General features: G+C 70.5%; 12 protein-coding genes. 8 read left to right on the top strand and 4 right to left on the bottom strand.

What is annotated here, in order from left to right; genetic code table 11:
• On the bottom strand, window positions 1–1,900 hold a 1,900-nt coding region (gene fusA / locus D7X55_RS21300), incomplete at its 3' end, for an elongation factor G (protein WP_121724023.1).
• 508 nt (window positions 1,901–2,408) lie between these two features.
• On the opposite strand from fusA, the gene D7X55_RS21295 reads away from it, so the two are divergent.
• Together D7X55_RS21295 and D7X55_RS21290 are read left to right on the top strand one after the other, a co-directional pair.
• Window positions 2,409–3,911, top strand: coding sequence for a hypothetical protein (locus D7X55_RS21295; protein ID WP_121724022.1), 1,503 nt, complete (start codon window positions 2,409–2,411; stop codon window positions 3,909–3,911).
• A 101-nt stretch (window positions 3,912–4,012) separates the two neighbouring features.
• Complete coding sequence (locus tag D7X55_RS21290) at window positions 4,013–5,041, top strand: prephenate dehydrogenase/arogenate dehydrogenase family protein (protein WP_120546343.1); 1,029 nt, start codon at window positions 4,013–4,015, stop codon at window positions 5,039–5,041.
• Window positions 5,042–5,048: 7 nt separating this feature from the next.
• On the opposite strand, the gene D7X55_RS21285 is transcribed toward D7X55_RS21290, so the two are convergent.
• Complete coding sequence (locus D7X55_RS21285; protein WP_121724021.1) at window positions 5,049–6,365, bottom strand: S9 family peptidase; 1,317 nt, start codon at window positions 6,363–6,365, stop codon at window positions 5,049–5,051.
• A gap of 232 nt (window positions 6,366–6,597) precedes the next feature.
• On the opposite strand from D7X55_RS21285, the gene D7X55_RS21280 reads away from it, so the two are divergent.
• From D7X55_RS21280 to D7X55_RS44745, 6 genes are all read left to right on the top strand, one after another.
• Complete coding sequence (locus tag D7X55_RS21280) at window positions 6,598–7,152, top strand: hypothetical protein (RefSeq protein ID WP_120546373.1); 555 nt, start codon at window positions 6,598–6,600, stop codon at window positions 7,150–7,152.
• 88 nt (window positions 7,153–7,240) lie between these two features.
• The gene (locus D7X55_RS21275) at window positions 7,241–7,774 is read left to right on the top strand and encodes a hypothetical protein (RefSeq protein ID WP_120546341.1); all 534 of its coding nucleotides are present in this window, start codon (window positions 7,241–7,243) and stop codon (window positions 7,772–7,774) included.
• A gap of 32 nt (window positions 7,775–7,806) precedes the next feature.
• The gene (locus D7X55_RS21270; protein WP_121724020.1) at window positions 7,807–10,224 is read left to right on the top strand and encodes a PQQ-dependent sugar dehydrogenase; all 2,418 of its coding nucleotides are present in this window, start codon (window positions 7,807–7,809) and stop codon (window positions 10,222–10,224) included.
• A gap of 205 nt (window positions 10,225–10,429) precedes the next feature.
• Window positions 10,430–12,862: an ABC transporter permease gene (locus D7X55_RS21265; RefSeq protein ID WP_121724024.1), complete on the top strand. Its 2,433-nt coding sequence runs from the start codon at window positions 10,430–10,432 to the stop codon at window positions 12,860–12,862.
• A 39-nt stretch (window positions 12,863–12,901) separates the two neighbouring features.
• The gene (locus D7X55_RS21260; RefSeq protein WP_233609978.1) at window positions 12,902–13,735 is read left to right on the top strand and encodes a hypothetical protein; all 834 of its coding nucleotides are present in this window, start codon (window positions 12,902–12,904) and stop codon (window positions 13,733–13,735) included.
• A 21-nt stretch (window positions 13,736–13,756) separates the two neighbouring features.
• A complete protein-coding gene (locus tag D7X55_RS44745) occupies window positions 13,757–14,236 on the top strand; it encodes a hypothetical protein (RefSeq protein WP_233609977.1) in 480 nt (159 codons plus the stop codon).
• Between the two features lie 23 nt (window positions 14,237–14,259).
• On the opposite strand, the gene D7X55_RS21250 is transcribed toward D7X55_RS44745, so the two are convergent.
• The gene (locus D7X55_RS21250; protein WP_120546338.1) at window positions 14,260–14,775 is read right to left on the bottom strand and encodes a GNAT family N-acetyltransferase; all 516 of its coding nucleotides are present in this window, start codon (window positions 14,773–14,775) and stop codon (window positions 14,260–14,262) included.
• Between the two features lie 21 nt (window positions 14,776–14,796).
• The coding region (locus tag D7X55_RS21245) for an alpha/beta fold hydrolase (protein WP_147470160.1) at window positions 14,797–15,443 on the bottom strand (647 nt) is incomplete at its 5' end.

Here is a 15,443-nt window from a genome sequence, read left to right as displayed (position 1 = left end):
GAGACAGTCCCAGCACGTCGCCCAGGAACTCCTCCGGCGTCACCACCTCCACCTCCATCACCGGCTCCAGCTGCTGCACGCCCACCCGCCGCGCGGCCTCCTGGAGCGCCAGCGAGCCCGCCACCGCGAAGGCCTGCGGCGTGGAGTCCTTCACGTGCGTGTCCCCATCCACCAGCCGCACCTCCACGTCCACCAGCGGCACGCCGTCCCGCACGCCCCGCGCCATGGCCCCGGCCACGCCCTTCTCAATCGCGGGCACCAGCTCGCGGGGGATGGTGCCGCCCTTCGTGGCGTCCACGAAGACGAGCCCCGCCCCTCGCGGCGCCGGTCCCACGTCCAGCACCACCCGCGCGTACTGGCCGGGCCCGCCGGACTGGCGGACGTGGCGGTACTCCTGGCGCACCGCGCCCTGGAGCGTGTCCCGGTACGCCACCTTCGGCTGTCCCACGCGCGCCTCCACGCCGAACTCCGTCCTCAACCGGTCCACGACCACCTCCAGGTGCAATTCACCCATGCCGGACAGCAGCACCTGGCCGCTCTCCGCGTCGACTCCCAGGCGCAGCGACGGGTCCTCCGCCGCCAGCCGTTGCAGGCCCTCCTCCAGCTTCGGAAGCTCCGCGGGGGAGCGCGCCTCCACGGCGAGCTGCACCACGGGCTCCATGACGTTCAAAGCCTCCAGCACCACCGGCGCCTCCGGGTCGCACAGCGTGTCGCCCGTGCGCACGCCCTTGAGCCCCAGCGCCGCGCACAGGTCGCCCGCGTGCACCTCCGCCACCTCCTCACGGCGGTTGGCGTGCATGAACATCAGGCGCCCCACCCGCTCCTTGCGTCCGGTGACGGGGTTGAGCAGCACGGTGCCCGCGCGCAGTGTCCCTGAGTACACCCGCAGGAACACGATGCCGCCCACGGCCTTGTCGCTCATCAGCTTGAACGCCAGCGCCGCTGGCGGACCGGAGTCCGACACGGGACGGCTGATGCGCTCGCCGGTGACGGGCGCGAAGCCCTCCACGGTGGCCACGTCCGCGGGGGACGGCAGGTAGCTGACGAGCGCATCCAGAAGCATCTGCACTCCCTTCTTCTTGAAGGCCGACCCGCACAGCACCGGCACCAGCGTCCGCGAAAGGGTGCCCAGGCGCAGCGCGCGCTCCAGGTCCTCCGCCGTGATTTGCTCCACCCGCCCGTCCACGAACTTCTCCATCACGCCCGCGTCCACGTCCGCGCATTCTTCGACGAGGCGCATGCGGTACGGCAGCACCGCCTCCATGAGCTCCGGCGGCACCGGCGCGTCGTCGTCGAAGTGGCCCTCGTCGTCCTGGAAGCGCACGAAGCGCATGCGCACCAGGTCCACGAAGCCGCGGAAGTCCGCGCCGTCGCCCACGGGGTACTGCACCGCCACCGGGCGCACGCCCAGCCGGTCCACCATGGACTGCACGCTCGCGGCGAAGTCCGCGCCCACCTTGTCCATCTTGTTGATGAACGCGATGCGGGGAACGCCATAGCGGTCCGCCTGACGCCACACCGTCTCCGACTGCGGCTCCACGCCCTGGCTGGCGTCGAACACCGCCACCGCGCCGTCCAGCACGCGCAGCGAGCGCTCCACCTCGATGGTGAAGTCCACGTGGCCCGGCGTGTCCAGGATGTTGATGCGGTGGGGCACGCCGGCCTCCCGCCCGTGCCGGGGCTGCCAGAAGGCCGTCGTCGCCGCGGAGGTGATGGTGATGCCGCGCTTCTTCTCCTGCTCCATCCAGTCCATCTCCGTGGAGCCCGCGTGCACCTCTCCCGTGGAGTGGATGCGGCCGGTGAAGTAGAGGACGCGCTCGGTGAGCGTCGTCTTGCCCGCGTCGATGTGGGCCATGATGCCGATGTTGCGGTACCGCTCGATGCGCGTGGTGCGAGGCATGGAAGACTCCCGTTCCCGTCCGGGCAGCGAGGCCCGCGGGTGTATTGGATTGAGACGCCGGTTGGATGAGAGGAATGGACCGGGGGCTGTCTTCAGCCGCGCGCGCGGGACCGCGACGGCACGTCAGGCCGTGGCGGGAACGCGCGAGGACACACGAAGACACTCCCCGGGATGGGACGGGCGGAGACGGAGCTCACGGCACGCGGGCAACCAGCCACGGCGCGCACCGGAGGGCCCGGTCCGCCTGCTCAAATATCGAGCAGAACCTCGTGACGGGGGGCGAGGCGCACGTCCGCCGCCGGCGCGAAGGCGCTCAGGACAGGCAGGACATGGATGGAGACGGGCCTCATGATGAGACAGGAGTAAGACAGACGAAGACCCCTGTCAACCCGACGGCCCCGCGCGTTCCCAATCCCTGAAATAAACCCCGAAAGAATATCCGCCACCCCCGCCGTACATGTGGCGGCTGGCGACGGAAGCCAGCCCCTGATTCCTCCGAGGGGGATGTATGTCCACGTTTCACAAGAGCCTGCTGACGGCCTCCATGGCTCTCGTCGGCTTGAATGGGTGTGTCTACGGCTTCATCTACGACTCCGCCACCGGCAGCGCCGTGGAAGGCGTGACGGTCTTCGTCGCCTCCGGCACCTGCTCCGGCAGCGGCTGTGGCACCGGCACCCCGTACCAGACGACGGACTCGTCCGGCCTCTACGTCTTCGACGCGTACGGCAACCACAACGGCGACGACCACGTGCAGCTCGTCATGCCGGCGTCCGGCGAGGAGGCGCTGCGGCTCGTCTACTCCCGCGCGGGCTACCGCTCCGTCAGCGTCTACCACCGGCCGAAGTACGAGACGATGACGCAGAACGGGACCGACTATCAGGTCTCCGCGGTGCAGTCCGTGTACCTGTGCGCGCTCAACGCGGTGGACACGGACGGCGACGGCATCTGCGACGCGGCGGAGAACCAGTACGGCACCAACCCCAACAACTCCGACACGGACGGCGACCGCATCAGCGACTACGCGGAGCTGTACGGCTACGGCGGCGTGGACCTGCGCTACTGGGGCGCGAACCCGCTCAAGAAGGACGTGTTCGTGGAGGTGGACTACTACGCGGACCGCAAGCCCACGCAGGGCGCGCTGGACATGGTGACGGCGGCCTTCGCCAACGCGCCGGTGTCCAACCCCAACGGCTCCACGGGCATCGCGCTGCACCTGGTGCTGGACTCGCAGATCGCCGCCGCGGACGCCATCTCCAACCTGGACACGGGCTGGGTGGGCGTGGATTCCATCAAGGCCAAGTACTTCAGGCCGCGCCGCGCGCCCTTCTTCCACTACGCGCTGTTCGCGAACACCTACGGCACGACGACCTCCAGCGGCCTGTCGCGCGGCATCCCCGCGCATGACCTCATCGTGACGCTGGGCGGCTGGTCCACGCCGGGCGGCACGGAGCTGCAGCAGGCCGGCACGCTCATGCACGAGCTGGGGCACAACATCGGCCTGCGCCACGGCGGCAACGACGACGCCAACTACAAGCCCAACTACCTGAGCGTGATGAACTACGAGTACCAGACGGTCGGCCTGCGCATCGACGGCGTGGACAGCGTGCTGGACTACTCGCGCGTGCGCGTCGCCTCCGTCAGCGAGACGTCCGTCAACGAGGTGTCCGCCTTCGCGCCCATCGCCCCCACCACGGAGGCGGACCTGGCCCGCATCGGCGTGCGCGTCAACGGCGTGCAGCGCGCGGGCACCGCGAGCGCGAACCTGGACATCAACGGCAGCGGCGCCATCCAGACCGCGTCCTACGCGTACAACTTCAACCGCGACTCCGACAGCGTGGACTTCTTCCCCGCGTCGCAGAATGACTGGCTGGCGCTGGTGTACGACGGCGCCGGGCAGATTGGCGACGGCTGGCTCGGCACCACCCAGGGCCTGAGCCGCCAGCAGCCCTTCTTCGTCGTCCCGGAGAAGACGGACTCCTGCCTCACCGAGCAGATGCTCCTCAAGCGGTAGTCCAGGGGCCTCCACCCTGGCACGCCGTCCCCCGCCGGGTTCCTCTTCACGAGGGACCCGGCGGTCGTTTCTCCACCGCGGGCCCGCGTAGACTCCGGCGCATGCCGCATGTCGCGCTGGTGGGATACGGACGTTTTGGACGGGCGCTGGGAACGCTGCTGGAGGCGGTGGGCGTGGAGCACCGCGCCCTGGACCCGGTGGCGGACGTGCCGGAGCCGCTGCGCGCGCGCTCGGTGCCGGAGCTGCTGGAGGGCGCGGAGCTGGTGGTGGTGGCGGTGCCGGTGCCCCAGATGCGGGACGTGCTGCGTTCGCTCAAGCCCCACCTGCGGCCGGAGCACCTGGTGCTGGACGTGGGCAGCGTGAAGGTGAAGCCCGTGGAGGCGCTGACGGAGGTGCTGGGCTCCGGCGTGCCCTGGGTGGGGACGCATCCCCTCTTCGGCCCCTTGAGCCTGGCCATGGCGGAGCGCCCCATGCGCGTGGTGCTCTGCCCCAACCCGCTGCATCCGGAGGCCGCCCCGCGCGCCCGGCGCTTCTACGAGGGGCTGGGCTGCGAGGTGATTGAGCAGACGCCGGAGGGGCATGACCGGGTGATGGCTCGCACGCACGCCCTCACGTTCTTCGTGGCCAAGGGGATGGTGGACTCCGGCGCGGCGGCGGACGTGCCCTTCGCACCGGCCAGCTTCAAGGCGCTGTCGCGCACCATCGAGACCGTACGCGCGGACGCAGGCCACCTCTTCAACGCCATCCAGCAGGAGAACCCGTACGCCACGGAGGCGCGCGGGAGCCTGCTCACGGCGCTCCAGGACATCCACCGCGACCTGGATGCGGCCCCCGAGGTGGCACGGGCGCCGGAGGTTTCCGGCGTCGCCGCGCCCGGCCTGGAGCCGGGAGCACCCGCGCCCCGGGAGCCGCGCGAGCACATCGACGCGCTCGACCGGGAGCTGGTGGAGCTGCTGGCCCGCCGCGAGGAGCTGGCCCGCCGCCAGCGCCGCGCCCAGGCTCAAGGGAACGAACCCGCTCGCACGGAGACGCTGCTCGCCGTGCGCCGCGCGTGGGCCCGGGAGCTGGGCGTGGACGCGCAGGAGGTGGAGGCCGTCTTCCGGGCCGTGCTCGGCAGCGGCCTGCGGTGAAGCGCCGTTAGAGGTACTCGTCCAGCCAGTCGAACATCCGGTGGTTGGCCACGGCCTGCGCGCCCTCCTGGCAGTGCAGGAGCCCCGTGTCCTGCGCGGTGAAGAGCATGTAGTCCTTCGGGCACTCCAGCGCGTCGAAGAGCAGCCGGGCCTGGCCCTGGGAGAACGCTTCGGCCGTGCCGTCCATCACCAGCGTGCGGCAGCGGATGCGGTGGACGATGGGCTCGTTGTTGTACCGGCGCAGCTCGAAGAGCAGCGCGGACGGCGTGCTGACGCCGTGCTTGGACATCGAGTCCTTCATGTACCAGCGGTACAGGAACACCTGCTGCATCAGCTGGCCCATGGCCGCGTCGAACGCCTGGGGGTCGCTGTCCAGCAGCGGCATCAGCTCCGGGAAGTACATGTTGAACTGCTCGAACGACGCATCGCCCCAGTTGAGGACGCCGGGGTTGGGGATGAGGATCTTGATGCGCCGCTCGAACGCGGCGGCGCGAGGCACCAGCGCCCCGCCCATGCTCCAGCCCAGGAGCGCGATGCGCCGCGAGTCCACGCCCGCGATGCACAGCGCGAAGTCCACCACCGGGCGGATGACCTGCTCCCAGTCGTGACGGAAGGGCAGCCCCTGCTCGCGGATGGCCATGCCCTGGCCGGGCGCGTGCACGATGAGGCAGTGGTAGCCCCGCGCGAGCGCCGCGTCGATGACGTACTTGGACTCCTCTGGCCACGCGTCCCGGCCCTGCTGGAAGATGAGCAGCGGCGCGATGCTCCGGGCGCTCGGGGCGCGGAAGAAGTAGCCGGGCAGCGTGGTGTTCTCGTACGGGATGCGCACGGGCGTGCCCGGGATCTTCAGCAACGGGAGCGCCTTGTTGTACGCGTCCACCGCCTTGCGCCCCGTGGCGACGACGCTCGGGTGCGTGGGCTCCGGGTGGTGGATGAGCGCGGCGCGGTAGTAGTTGGCGGCGCGCAGGTAGGCGTTGCCCGCGCTGATGGGGTGGCGGCGCGACAGGCTCACGTCCCCCATGGCGCGGATGCGGTCGGCGGTGTGGACCCACTCGTTGGGCCAGCTCCAGTCATCCCCCGCGACGATGCGGCTCGCGGTGTCCAGCACCTCGCTGATGTCCGACTGCGCGCTGTAGGTCCCGGCCAGGAAGTGCAGCAACTGGCTCTCCATGATGGGGTCCGCCATCAGCCCCAGCTCCCACCAGGGCCGGGGCTCCCCGGAGGGCGTAGCAGCGGCTGCGGGAGCGCTCTTGAGAAGCGCGAGCCCACCGGTCAAACCCAGGCTGGCTTGGATGAGGGAGCGACGGTCCAGTGTGATGCCCATGGTCTCTGGCCTCCAGCGAAACAGGTGCTGGGGCCTGGAACACCGGGCGACCTGCCGTCTGTCACCACGTCCCCATCAGCGCGGACACGCCATGGGGCAGCTGTTGCGTCCCAGGGCTCGCTACGCCGGCCCCTCATCCGCACCGGTGGACTGAATGCATCCGCCGGGATTCAGACCGGAGAGGACGATGTTGGTGGACCCGATGCGATTCTTCACCCTTCGGAGCCACTGCATGAAGAAGACCGCCCTGCTGACCTGCCTGCTCGGATTGCTGGGAGCTCTCCCGGCCAGCGCCGCTGAACTCAAGGATGTGTTCGGCAAGGAGGTCCCCATCGGGCAGGGTCGTCCCACGTTGGTGCTGTATGCCAACAAGAGCACCAAGGAAGAGCTGCGCCAGCGCGCTTCCCAGTTCATCTACGGCGTGCGGGAGAAGAAGCCCATCGTCGTCATCCACGTGGACCTGCGCGACGTCCCGGGCCTCTTCAAGGGGATGGCGCGCGGAGAGATCCGCAAGAGCCACGACGAGTCGCTGGCCGCCATGAAGGACCTGTACCGGCAGAAGGGCGAGGCACCGCCCGCCGAGCTGGACTCGTCGCTCTACATGGTCGCGGACTCCAAGGGCGAGCCCCACAAGTCCATGGGTCTGGCGAAGGGCTTCGACCGCGTGTTCGCCCAGGTGCTCGGCACCGCCGGGCAGGAGCTCGCTCGCGGCGCCTTCTCGGAGGGTGCCCGGCAGCTCAGCCAGGCGATGAGCGCCGCGCCCGCGGTGGCGTCCCGCAAGCCCTGACGTCACAAAGGAGTTCGACGGACTCCAGGTGTGAAAGGGGGCAGGCCCTGGCCTATCCTGCCGCCTCCCGCTCCACCTGGAGTCTTCCATGCACGTCGAATCCCCGCGCAGCGCCCGTTCCCCGAAGGCCGTGACGTTCCTCCGCATCCCCGTGCTGATTGCCGTGGGGATGATGACGATGGGCAGCGGCATGGGGAACCCGGGCTGTAGCAGCTCGACGCCTGAATGTGATGAGGGCTGTGCCATCGGGGGCACCTACACGTTCCAACTCGAGGACACCTCGCCGCCAGGCGAGGGATGCGTGGCCCTGGGCCTGGAGCTTCCCAAGGGGCCGCTCGTGTTGACCACCTCCGACAGCTACGTCAGCGGGAACATCGACGACCAGTACCTGTCGACCTACTACGAAGGCGAGCCCTCGCGGACGCTCGACTTCAGCTATGCGCAGAGGATTGGTGAGGGGCTCGAGCGCCGCTTCGAGATGAAGTCGACGGTCGCCGCGCCCTCACCCCGCAAGGAGACCGACAGGTCGGTCATCCAGGGCGAGTACATGCTGAAGATCTTCGCCGTCGAGGACGGCAGCGTGAAGTGCCTCATCCAGCGGAAGTTCACCGCGACGCGGTAGGGATTCCTCCGAGTGAAGTAGGGTCGGGGGCCATGCGTACTCCCCTCATGGCTTCATTGTTGTGCCTGATGATGTCCGCGCCGGCCCGGGCCGCCGTGCCGGCCGGCTTCGCGGAAACGGGCTATTCGTCCAGCAGCCTGAGCCCGGCGACGGGCATGGCGTGGGCCCCGGACGGTTCGGGGCGCCTGTTCATCACGCAGAAGAACGGCGTGGTGCGCACGGTGGCCCTGAAGGACGGCGTCCTGGAGACACAGCCGGGCACCTCCACGCTGGTGACGCGCACGTTCGCCACGGAGCCCTCGGTCCACACCAACAGCGAGTGTGGCCTCATCGGCATCGCGTTCGACCCGAACTACGTGGTCAACCGGTACGTCTACTTCTTCGTCACCGTCTCCCCTTCCGAGCAGCGCATCGTCCGCTACACGGACGCCAACGGCACCGGCATCGCGCGCACGGAGGTCATCACGCGGCTGCCCACGGTGGGCAACAACCACGACGGCGGCGGGCTGGGCTTCGGGCCGGACGGCAAGCTCTATTGGGCCATTGGCGACCTGGGCAACGGCTCCGGCGTGGACAGTGACCTGACGTCGCTGGCGGCCAAGGTGGGCCGCGCGAACCTGGACGGCACGCCCGTCAATGACAACCCGTTCAACGACGGCGTGGGCCCCAACAACGAATACATCTGGGCGCGGGGCCTCAGAAACCCGTTCACCTTCACCTTCCAGCCCACCACCGGGCAGCTGTGGGTCAACGGCGTGGGCACCGGCTATGAGCAGGTCTTCGTCGTGGGCCGCCGCAGCCACGCTGGCTACAACGACTACGAGAACAACCAGCCCATCGGGAACGACTACATCACCCCGGTCATCAAGTACCGCACCAACGGGTCGGACACGCGCAGCCTCACCGCCACGGGCGCGGTGCGCAGCGGGGGCGTCACCACGTTCACCACCACGGCGGGGCACGGCTTCCGCAAGGGAGAGAAGCTCCTCCTCGAAGGCGTGGCGGACGCCAGCTTCAACGGCGAGTTCTACGTCGCCAGCGCCAACAACGCGCCTGGCACCACCACCTTCACGGTGGCCCAACCGGGCCTGCCGGACGCCACCAGCGGCGGCGGCAGCGCGATGACGCAGACGCTGGGGGGCTCCATCACCGGCGGCGTCTTCTATGACGCCACCCTGTTCCCGCCGGAGTACCGGGGCAGCTACTTCTTCGGCGACTACAACAGCGGCCAGCTGACGCGCGCCACGCTGGCGGCGGACAACTCGGTGGCGACGGTGGACGAGTGGGGCACGGGCTTCGGCGCCAACGTGGACATGAGCGTGGGGCCGGACGGCGCGCTCTACACGGTGTCCGTCACCAGCGGCCGGGTGGTCCGGGTGACGCCCACCGCCACCGGCCAGAAGCTGGTCGTTTCCGGACTCAATCCGCGCGTGATGGAGGGCGGCCGCGCGGCCTTCACCGTGCGCCTGGCCCAGGCACCCGCCGCGCCCATGACGGTGCGGGTGGCGCGGGCCCTGGGCGGCTCCCAGGACCTGCGCGTGGCGAGCAATGACACGCTCGTCTTCAACGCGTTGAACTGGAACGTGCCGCAGGCCGTGGTGCTGGAGGCGATGGACGACGCGGACACGGACGAGGACACCGCCACCTTCACGGTGTCCTCGGAGGGCCTGCAGGACGAGGCGGTGGTGGCCACCACCATCGACAACAACTCGGCCCGGCTGGTGCTGACCGCCCCGCGGCTCGCCGTGCCCGAGGGCGGCACCGCCACCTTCGACGTGTCCCTGTCCCAGCGGCCCACGTCCAACGTCACCGTCACGGTGGCGTCCACGCAGGGCGACGCGGACCTCACCGTGGACTCCGCGTCCACGCTCACGTTCACGACGTCCAACTGGAACACGCCGCGGACCGTCACGCTCCGGGCCGCGCAGGACGCGGACAACGTGGATGGTGAGGCCACCATCACGCTCGCCATTCCGGGCCTGGACGCGCGCACCGTGCAGGCCGTGGAGGTGGACGACGAACCGCTCCCGCCCTCCATCAACTCCCCGCCGGTCACCACCGCCGTGGTGGGCGTCGAGTACCGCCACACCGTGATCGCGCGGGGCCGGCCCGCGCCCACCTATTCGCTGGTGGGCACCGTGCCGCAGGGCATGAGCATCGACGCGACGAGCGGCCTCATCACCTGGACACCGTCAGCGGTGGGCACCGTGGACGTGCTCGTGCGGGCGACCAACGGCGTGCCGCCGGACGCCGAGCTGGGCTTCACCCTCACCGTGACGGCGGAGTTGGGTGAGCCGGATGCCGGCACGGGGAACCCGGACGCGGGCACGAGCCAGCCGCCGCCCGAGGAGGACTCCGGTTGTGGCTGCGGCGCGGCCCCGGTGGCGCCGCTCGCGTGGCTCGCGCTGGCCGCGCTGGCCGCCCGGCGCAAGCGCTCGCGCGTGAGCTGAAACACGAGCGGGAGGGCGCCCGCGCTGGACGCCCTCCCACTTCCCCCTGCCGCGCCGGTGCGGCGATGACAGGGTGCGGCAAGGTTCGTCCGCGCGTGTCCGGAAGCGGGATGCGGATTCCCAGCGCCGGTCAGTGCTCGCGTTCGTGTCGTCAGGGAGTGCCTGTGCGGCCGCCATGGCATGGGCCATGCTCACGGCGTCCGCCATGGCTTCCCTCCTCCAGGACCTCCGGCTCGCGCTGCGGCGGCTGCGTCACAGCCCCACGTTCACCGTCGTGGCGGTGGCCACGCTGGCGCTGGGCATTGGCGCCAACGTCGCCATCTTCAGCGTGGTGCACGCGGTGCTGCTGCGGCCGCTGCCCTTGCATGACGACGCGCGGCTCGTGCGGCTGTTCAGCGTGGGCCGGCAGGGTCCGGGGCCGACCTCGCCTCCGGACCTGAAGGACCTGGGCGAACAGACGCGCGCCTTCGAGGGGCTGGCCGGGGTGGCGCCCGCGATGGTGACGCTCGGGGCGGACCGCACGGAGGCCTCGCCCATGAAGGTGCAGGCCGGGCTGGTGACGGCCGGGTTCTTCCAGGTGCTGGGCCCGCGCGTGCAGCTGGGCCGGGCGCTCCAGGCGGGAGATGACGCGCCGGGGGCGCCCCAGGTGGCGGTGCTGTCACATGCGCTCTGGCAGCGCCGCTTCGGTGGCAGCCCGGACGTGCTGGGCCGCGCGCTGAACCTGGGCGGCCCGCTGCCCTGGACGGTGGTGGGCGTGATGGCGCCGGGGTTCGACTTCCCCTCGCACGCGGAGCTGTGGACGCCGGTGGTGCAGGACGCGTCCATGACGAAGCCGGAGGCGCGCGGCGCGCACTGGCTGGAGGTGTATGGGCGGCTGGCGCCCGGCGTGAGCCTCGCGACGGCGAGGGCCGACGCGGCGGCGGTGGCCCGGAGCCTGGCGGCGCGCTACCCGGCGACGAACGCGGACATGGGCGCGAGCGTGGAGCCCCTGCGCGACGTGCTGCTGGGCCCGGTGCGTCCTTCCCTGTTGCTGCTGCTGGGCGCGGTGGGGCTGGTGCTGCTCATCGCGTGCGCCAACCTCATGCACCTGCTGCTGGCGCGGGCCGCGTCGCGCGAGGGCGAGACGTCCGTGCGGCTCGCGCTGGGCGCCAGCCGGGGGCGCATCGCGCGCGAGCTGCTGGTGGAGAGCGCGCTCCTGTCGGTGCTGGGGGGTGGGGCCGGACTGCTCGCGGCCATGTGGGCGCTGGATGCGCTGGCGGCGTTCGGGCCCCGGGACATTCCGCGCATCGACGAGGTGTCGCTCGACGGCACCGTGCTGGCGTTCACCGCGGGCCTGTCGGTGTTCACCACGCTCCTCTTCGGTCTGGTGCCGGCGTGGCAGACGTCGCGCGTGGAGCTGGCGCGCGTGCTCCGGGCCTCGGGTGAGGGCGCGGGCGGCGCCGCGCACCACCACCGCACCCGCGCGGCGCTCATCGTGGCGGAGACGGCGCTGGCGGTGCTGCTGCTGGTGAGCGCGGGCCTGTTGCTGCGCAGCTTCGTGCACCTGCGGCAGGTGGACCCGGGCTTCCAGCCGGAGGGCGTGCTGACGGTGAAGCTGGAGCTGCCGCCCATCCGCTACGCCTTCGGCAGCGCGGCGCCCGCGGCCTTCTACGACGGGCTGCTCGAACGGCTGCGGGCCCTGCCGGGCGTGAGCGTGGCGGGCGCGATGGGGGGCCTGCCCATGGAGGGCAAGCGGTGGACGCTCGCGGTGCGCGATCCACGGCGGCCGGTGGCGCCGGGCATGGAGCCCTGGCAGGCCAGCATCCGCGTCGTCACGCCGGGGGCCTTGGAAGCGCTGCGGGTGCCGGTGCTTCGGGGCCGGGGGCTCCTACCGGAGGACCGGGGCGCCGGTGGACGCGCGGTGTTGATCAACGCGGAGGCGGCGCGCCGCTTCTGGCCAGGAGAGGACCCGCTGGGCCGCACCCTCGACACGGACATGGACTGGGGCAACGGCGCCTTCGGAGGCCGGGTGGTGGGAGTGGTGGCGAACCTGGCCACGGAGGGGCTGGCCGCGCCCGCCGCGCCGGAGGTGTTCATCCCCTACGAGCAGGCGCGCTCCACGGAGATGACGCTGGTGCTGCGCACGACAGGCGAGCCGCTCGCGCTGGCCCGGGCGGTGCGGGCGGAGGTCCGGGGCATGGACGCGAACCTCGCGTCGGGCAGCGTGCGGACGCTGGCGTCGGTGGTGGATGGAACGGTGGCGCCGCTGCGCTTCTATCTCCTGCTGGCGAGCGTCTTCGCGGGGCTGGCGCTGGTGCTCGCGGCGGTGGGGCTCTACGGCGTGGTGGCCTACGCGGTGGCGCAGCGCACGCGGGAGCTGGGCATCCGCATGGCGTTGGGCGCGCGCGCAGGCCAGTTGATGGGCATGGTGTTGAGCCACTACCTGCGGCTCACGGCGGTGGGCCTGGTGCTGGGGCTCGGGCTCGCGTGGGGCGCCAGCCGCGCGCTGTCGCACCTGCTCAACGGGGTGCGGCCCACGGATCCGCTGACGTATGGATTGGTCGTGGCGGTGCTCGGCGCGGTCGCGTTCCTCGCGGCGCTGTTGCCCGCGCGGAGGGCCGCGCACGTGCCCCCCGCGGTCGTGCTCCGGGCGGAGTGACTTCAGGCACGAGGCTGGCAATTGCTATCCTGAGCCGCGATGCCCGCGCACCTTTTCGAATATCAGTGCCTGAAAGCGCTTCCAGGAAGGCATTCCGCAGGTTGGCGCACCTCCACGTTCTTGTTCGCGTTGGTTTTGGGATGCGCGGGCCCCAGGCTCTACTACCTGCGATCCGAACTCCCCATCCTGGAAGGGCGGTTCGATCTCGCGGTAGCCCCTGGGCCATGGCCGCATCAGGACATTCCGACCGTCGTAGCGGACACGGACACGATTCCAGATGACCTGGTGCTGCCGACGCTCCGGGCCCTGATGACCTTGCCGGGCGCGGTGGATGCCTGCGACCCGAACACCGGAGGTCCGCGACCGGACGCGGCCGAATACTGCGTCGCTCTTTACAAGACGCCGCAGGATTGGCGTGTTTCATGGCCCATTCGCAACCTGGTGAAGGAACGCAGTTCGTGCCAGCCGCCCTTTGGAGGCGTCGACGATGAATCCTTTGGCCGGAGCCCATTCATCATCGGCTTCGCGCACAATCACCCGTGCGCGACGCGAATGAGCAGCGAGGACCTGACCCAGTTTCCCGCTGTGAAGATGGCGGATGGGCTGTGGACGATGGTGTCCTACGCCGCAAGCCCGGATGGCCAACTTGCGCGTGATTCACGGAACCGGTTGATTCCCGCATGGGCCTGGCTCGCCACGGGCCACAAGGACGAGCCCCGCTTCTACAAGTGGAACCCTGCGGGGGAGGTCTTTCAATGGAACGAGGCAACGGCCCGCTGGGAGTTCCAGGCGAACTGTCATCCGCAAGAGGCTTCCGGGATGCGCAGCCCCCGCATGCTGCTACCGCGCTGTTCGCCTGAGCTGAAGTGGTAGAAGTTCCCGGAGCACGTCCCGATGATGAAACTTCCGCACTCCATCCTTCTCTTGACGCTCCTGCTGGATGGCGGCACGCCTGCTGTCTCTCCCAGCACCACCGCGAGGGACGGAGGCAGCACGGTGTCCTCTCCCGTCGCGGCAAACGGCGACGGAGGCACCGCTCCTCGCGCTCCCATCGTCGCAGTGGGGATTGAATGGCCTGACGACCTGCATCCCCTCGCAACGCTGGACGGTCCGGCGGTGCTCGCCGCCCATGCGGCCTTGCAACGGCTGCTGGCGGGTTTTCCCAAGGAGTATGCGAAGGACTGTTCGTATACCGCCAAGGCCATGGAAGTCTCCGTGGCCCAACATGGCGGTCTGTACTTCGTGGAGATCAAGCGGCGCGTCGAGAAGTGCGGCTGGGCGACCCCTGGATTCAATCCCTCCGCGCACTGGTACGAACTGTATGCCGTGTCACCCGAAGGGAAGGTCCTGGCGCGGTATCCGTATCAGCCCTGAAGGCGTGCCTCCGCGCCCCCGCTTCAGGGGTCGAGCCGCTTGTAGAAGAGGACCGTGGGGTGCAGCGCACCGTCGGTGTGCCGCGCCCAGTCCGGAATCTCTCCGGCGCGCTGCCACTGACAATGCTGGTACACGGCCTCCGCCTTCGAGCCCGCCAGCGTGTCCAGCACCAGCAGGGTCCGCCCCGCGCTCCGGGCGTACTGCTCGACCTCCTGGAGCATCCGCGACGCCAGCCCCTGCCCCCGGGCCCGCGAGTGCACGAGCAGCTTCTGCACCTCCGCGCGGTGCAGCCCGTTGGGACGCAGGGACGGCGCGAGCTGCACGGTTCCGTCGATGCGCCCGTCCACCTCCGCCACCCACAACACCAGCCCCGGCCCCAGCGCCGCGAGCACGCCCCGCCAGTACTCCGCCGCCGCCTCCAGCGAGAGCGGCGGAAGAAAGCCCACCGACGCGCCTCCCTCCACGGAGTCGATGAGCAGCTCCGCCAGCGACCGCAGCTCCTCGGGGGTCGCCTGTTCGAGTCTCCGGATGGAAATCATCGTTCGCTCAAGTCCAGCGGCTCACGGCGTGGCCGGCTTCGGGGGCTTCGGCGCGGGGGTGACGCGGGCGCCGGTGAAGCGCAGCAGCTCGTCCATGAGCAGGCGGCGGCCATGCTCCGGCCGCTCCAGGTGCACGAAGTGCGTCGCGCCCGGGAGCACCACCGCCTTCACGCTGGCCGCGTGCTGCAGGTGCTCCTGGAGGCGCGTGACATCCTCCGGCCGGCTCCAGAAGTCGTTCTCCGCGCGCAAGAGGAGCACCTTCGCCGTGATGGCCGCCCCGTCCCACAGCTGCCGGCCCGTGGCCAGGTAGAAGCTGTCCTCCAGCGCCCCGGACGGAGCCCGGAACGCGAACGGCGTGCGTGAGGGCCCCAGCGGATCACTCGTGACGGCCTCGCGCTGGAACGACGCCGCCACCTCCGGGTCCCTCCACTTCGCCCGCTCCGCCTCCTCCGCGGGCAGCTGCCGGTCCCACACCGCCATCAGCGACGCGCCCGTGTTCCACCGGTAGGCGCCCATGCCCTCCGCGTTGAACCGACCCGGCCGCTTCGGATCCTCGAAGTCCGTGCCCTTCCCCAGCATCTTGTGCTCCGCGCTGCCCGCGTACAGCGCGTTGAGCATCACCAGGTGGCTGACGTTGTCCGGGTGCAGGCTGGCGTACATGCCCGCCC

The sequence above is a fragment of the Corallococcus sp. AB049A genome (assembly GCF_003668885.1).
GTDB classification, from domain to species: domain Bacteria; phylum Myxococcota; class Myxococcia; order Myxococcales; family Myxococcaceae; genus Corallococcus; species Corallococcus interemptor.
Note: the sequence above shows the minus strand (reverse complement) of the source record. Positions and strands in the feature narration are given on the sequence as shown.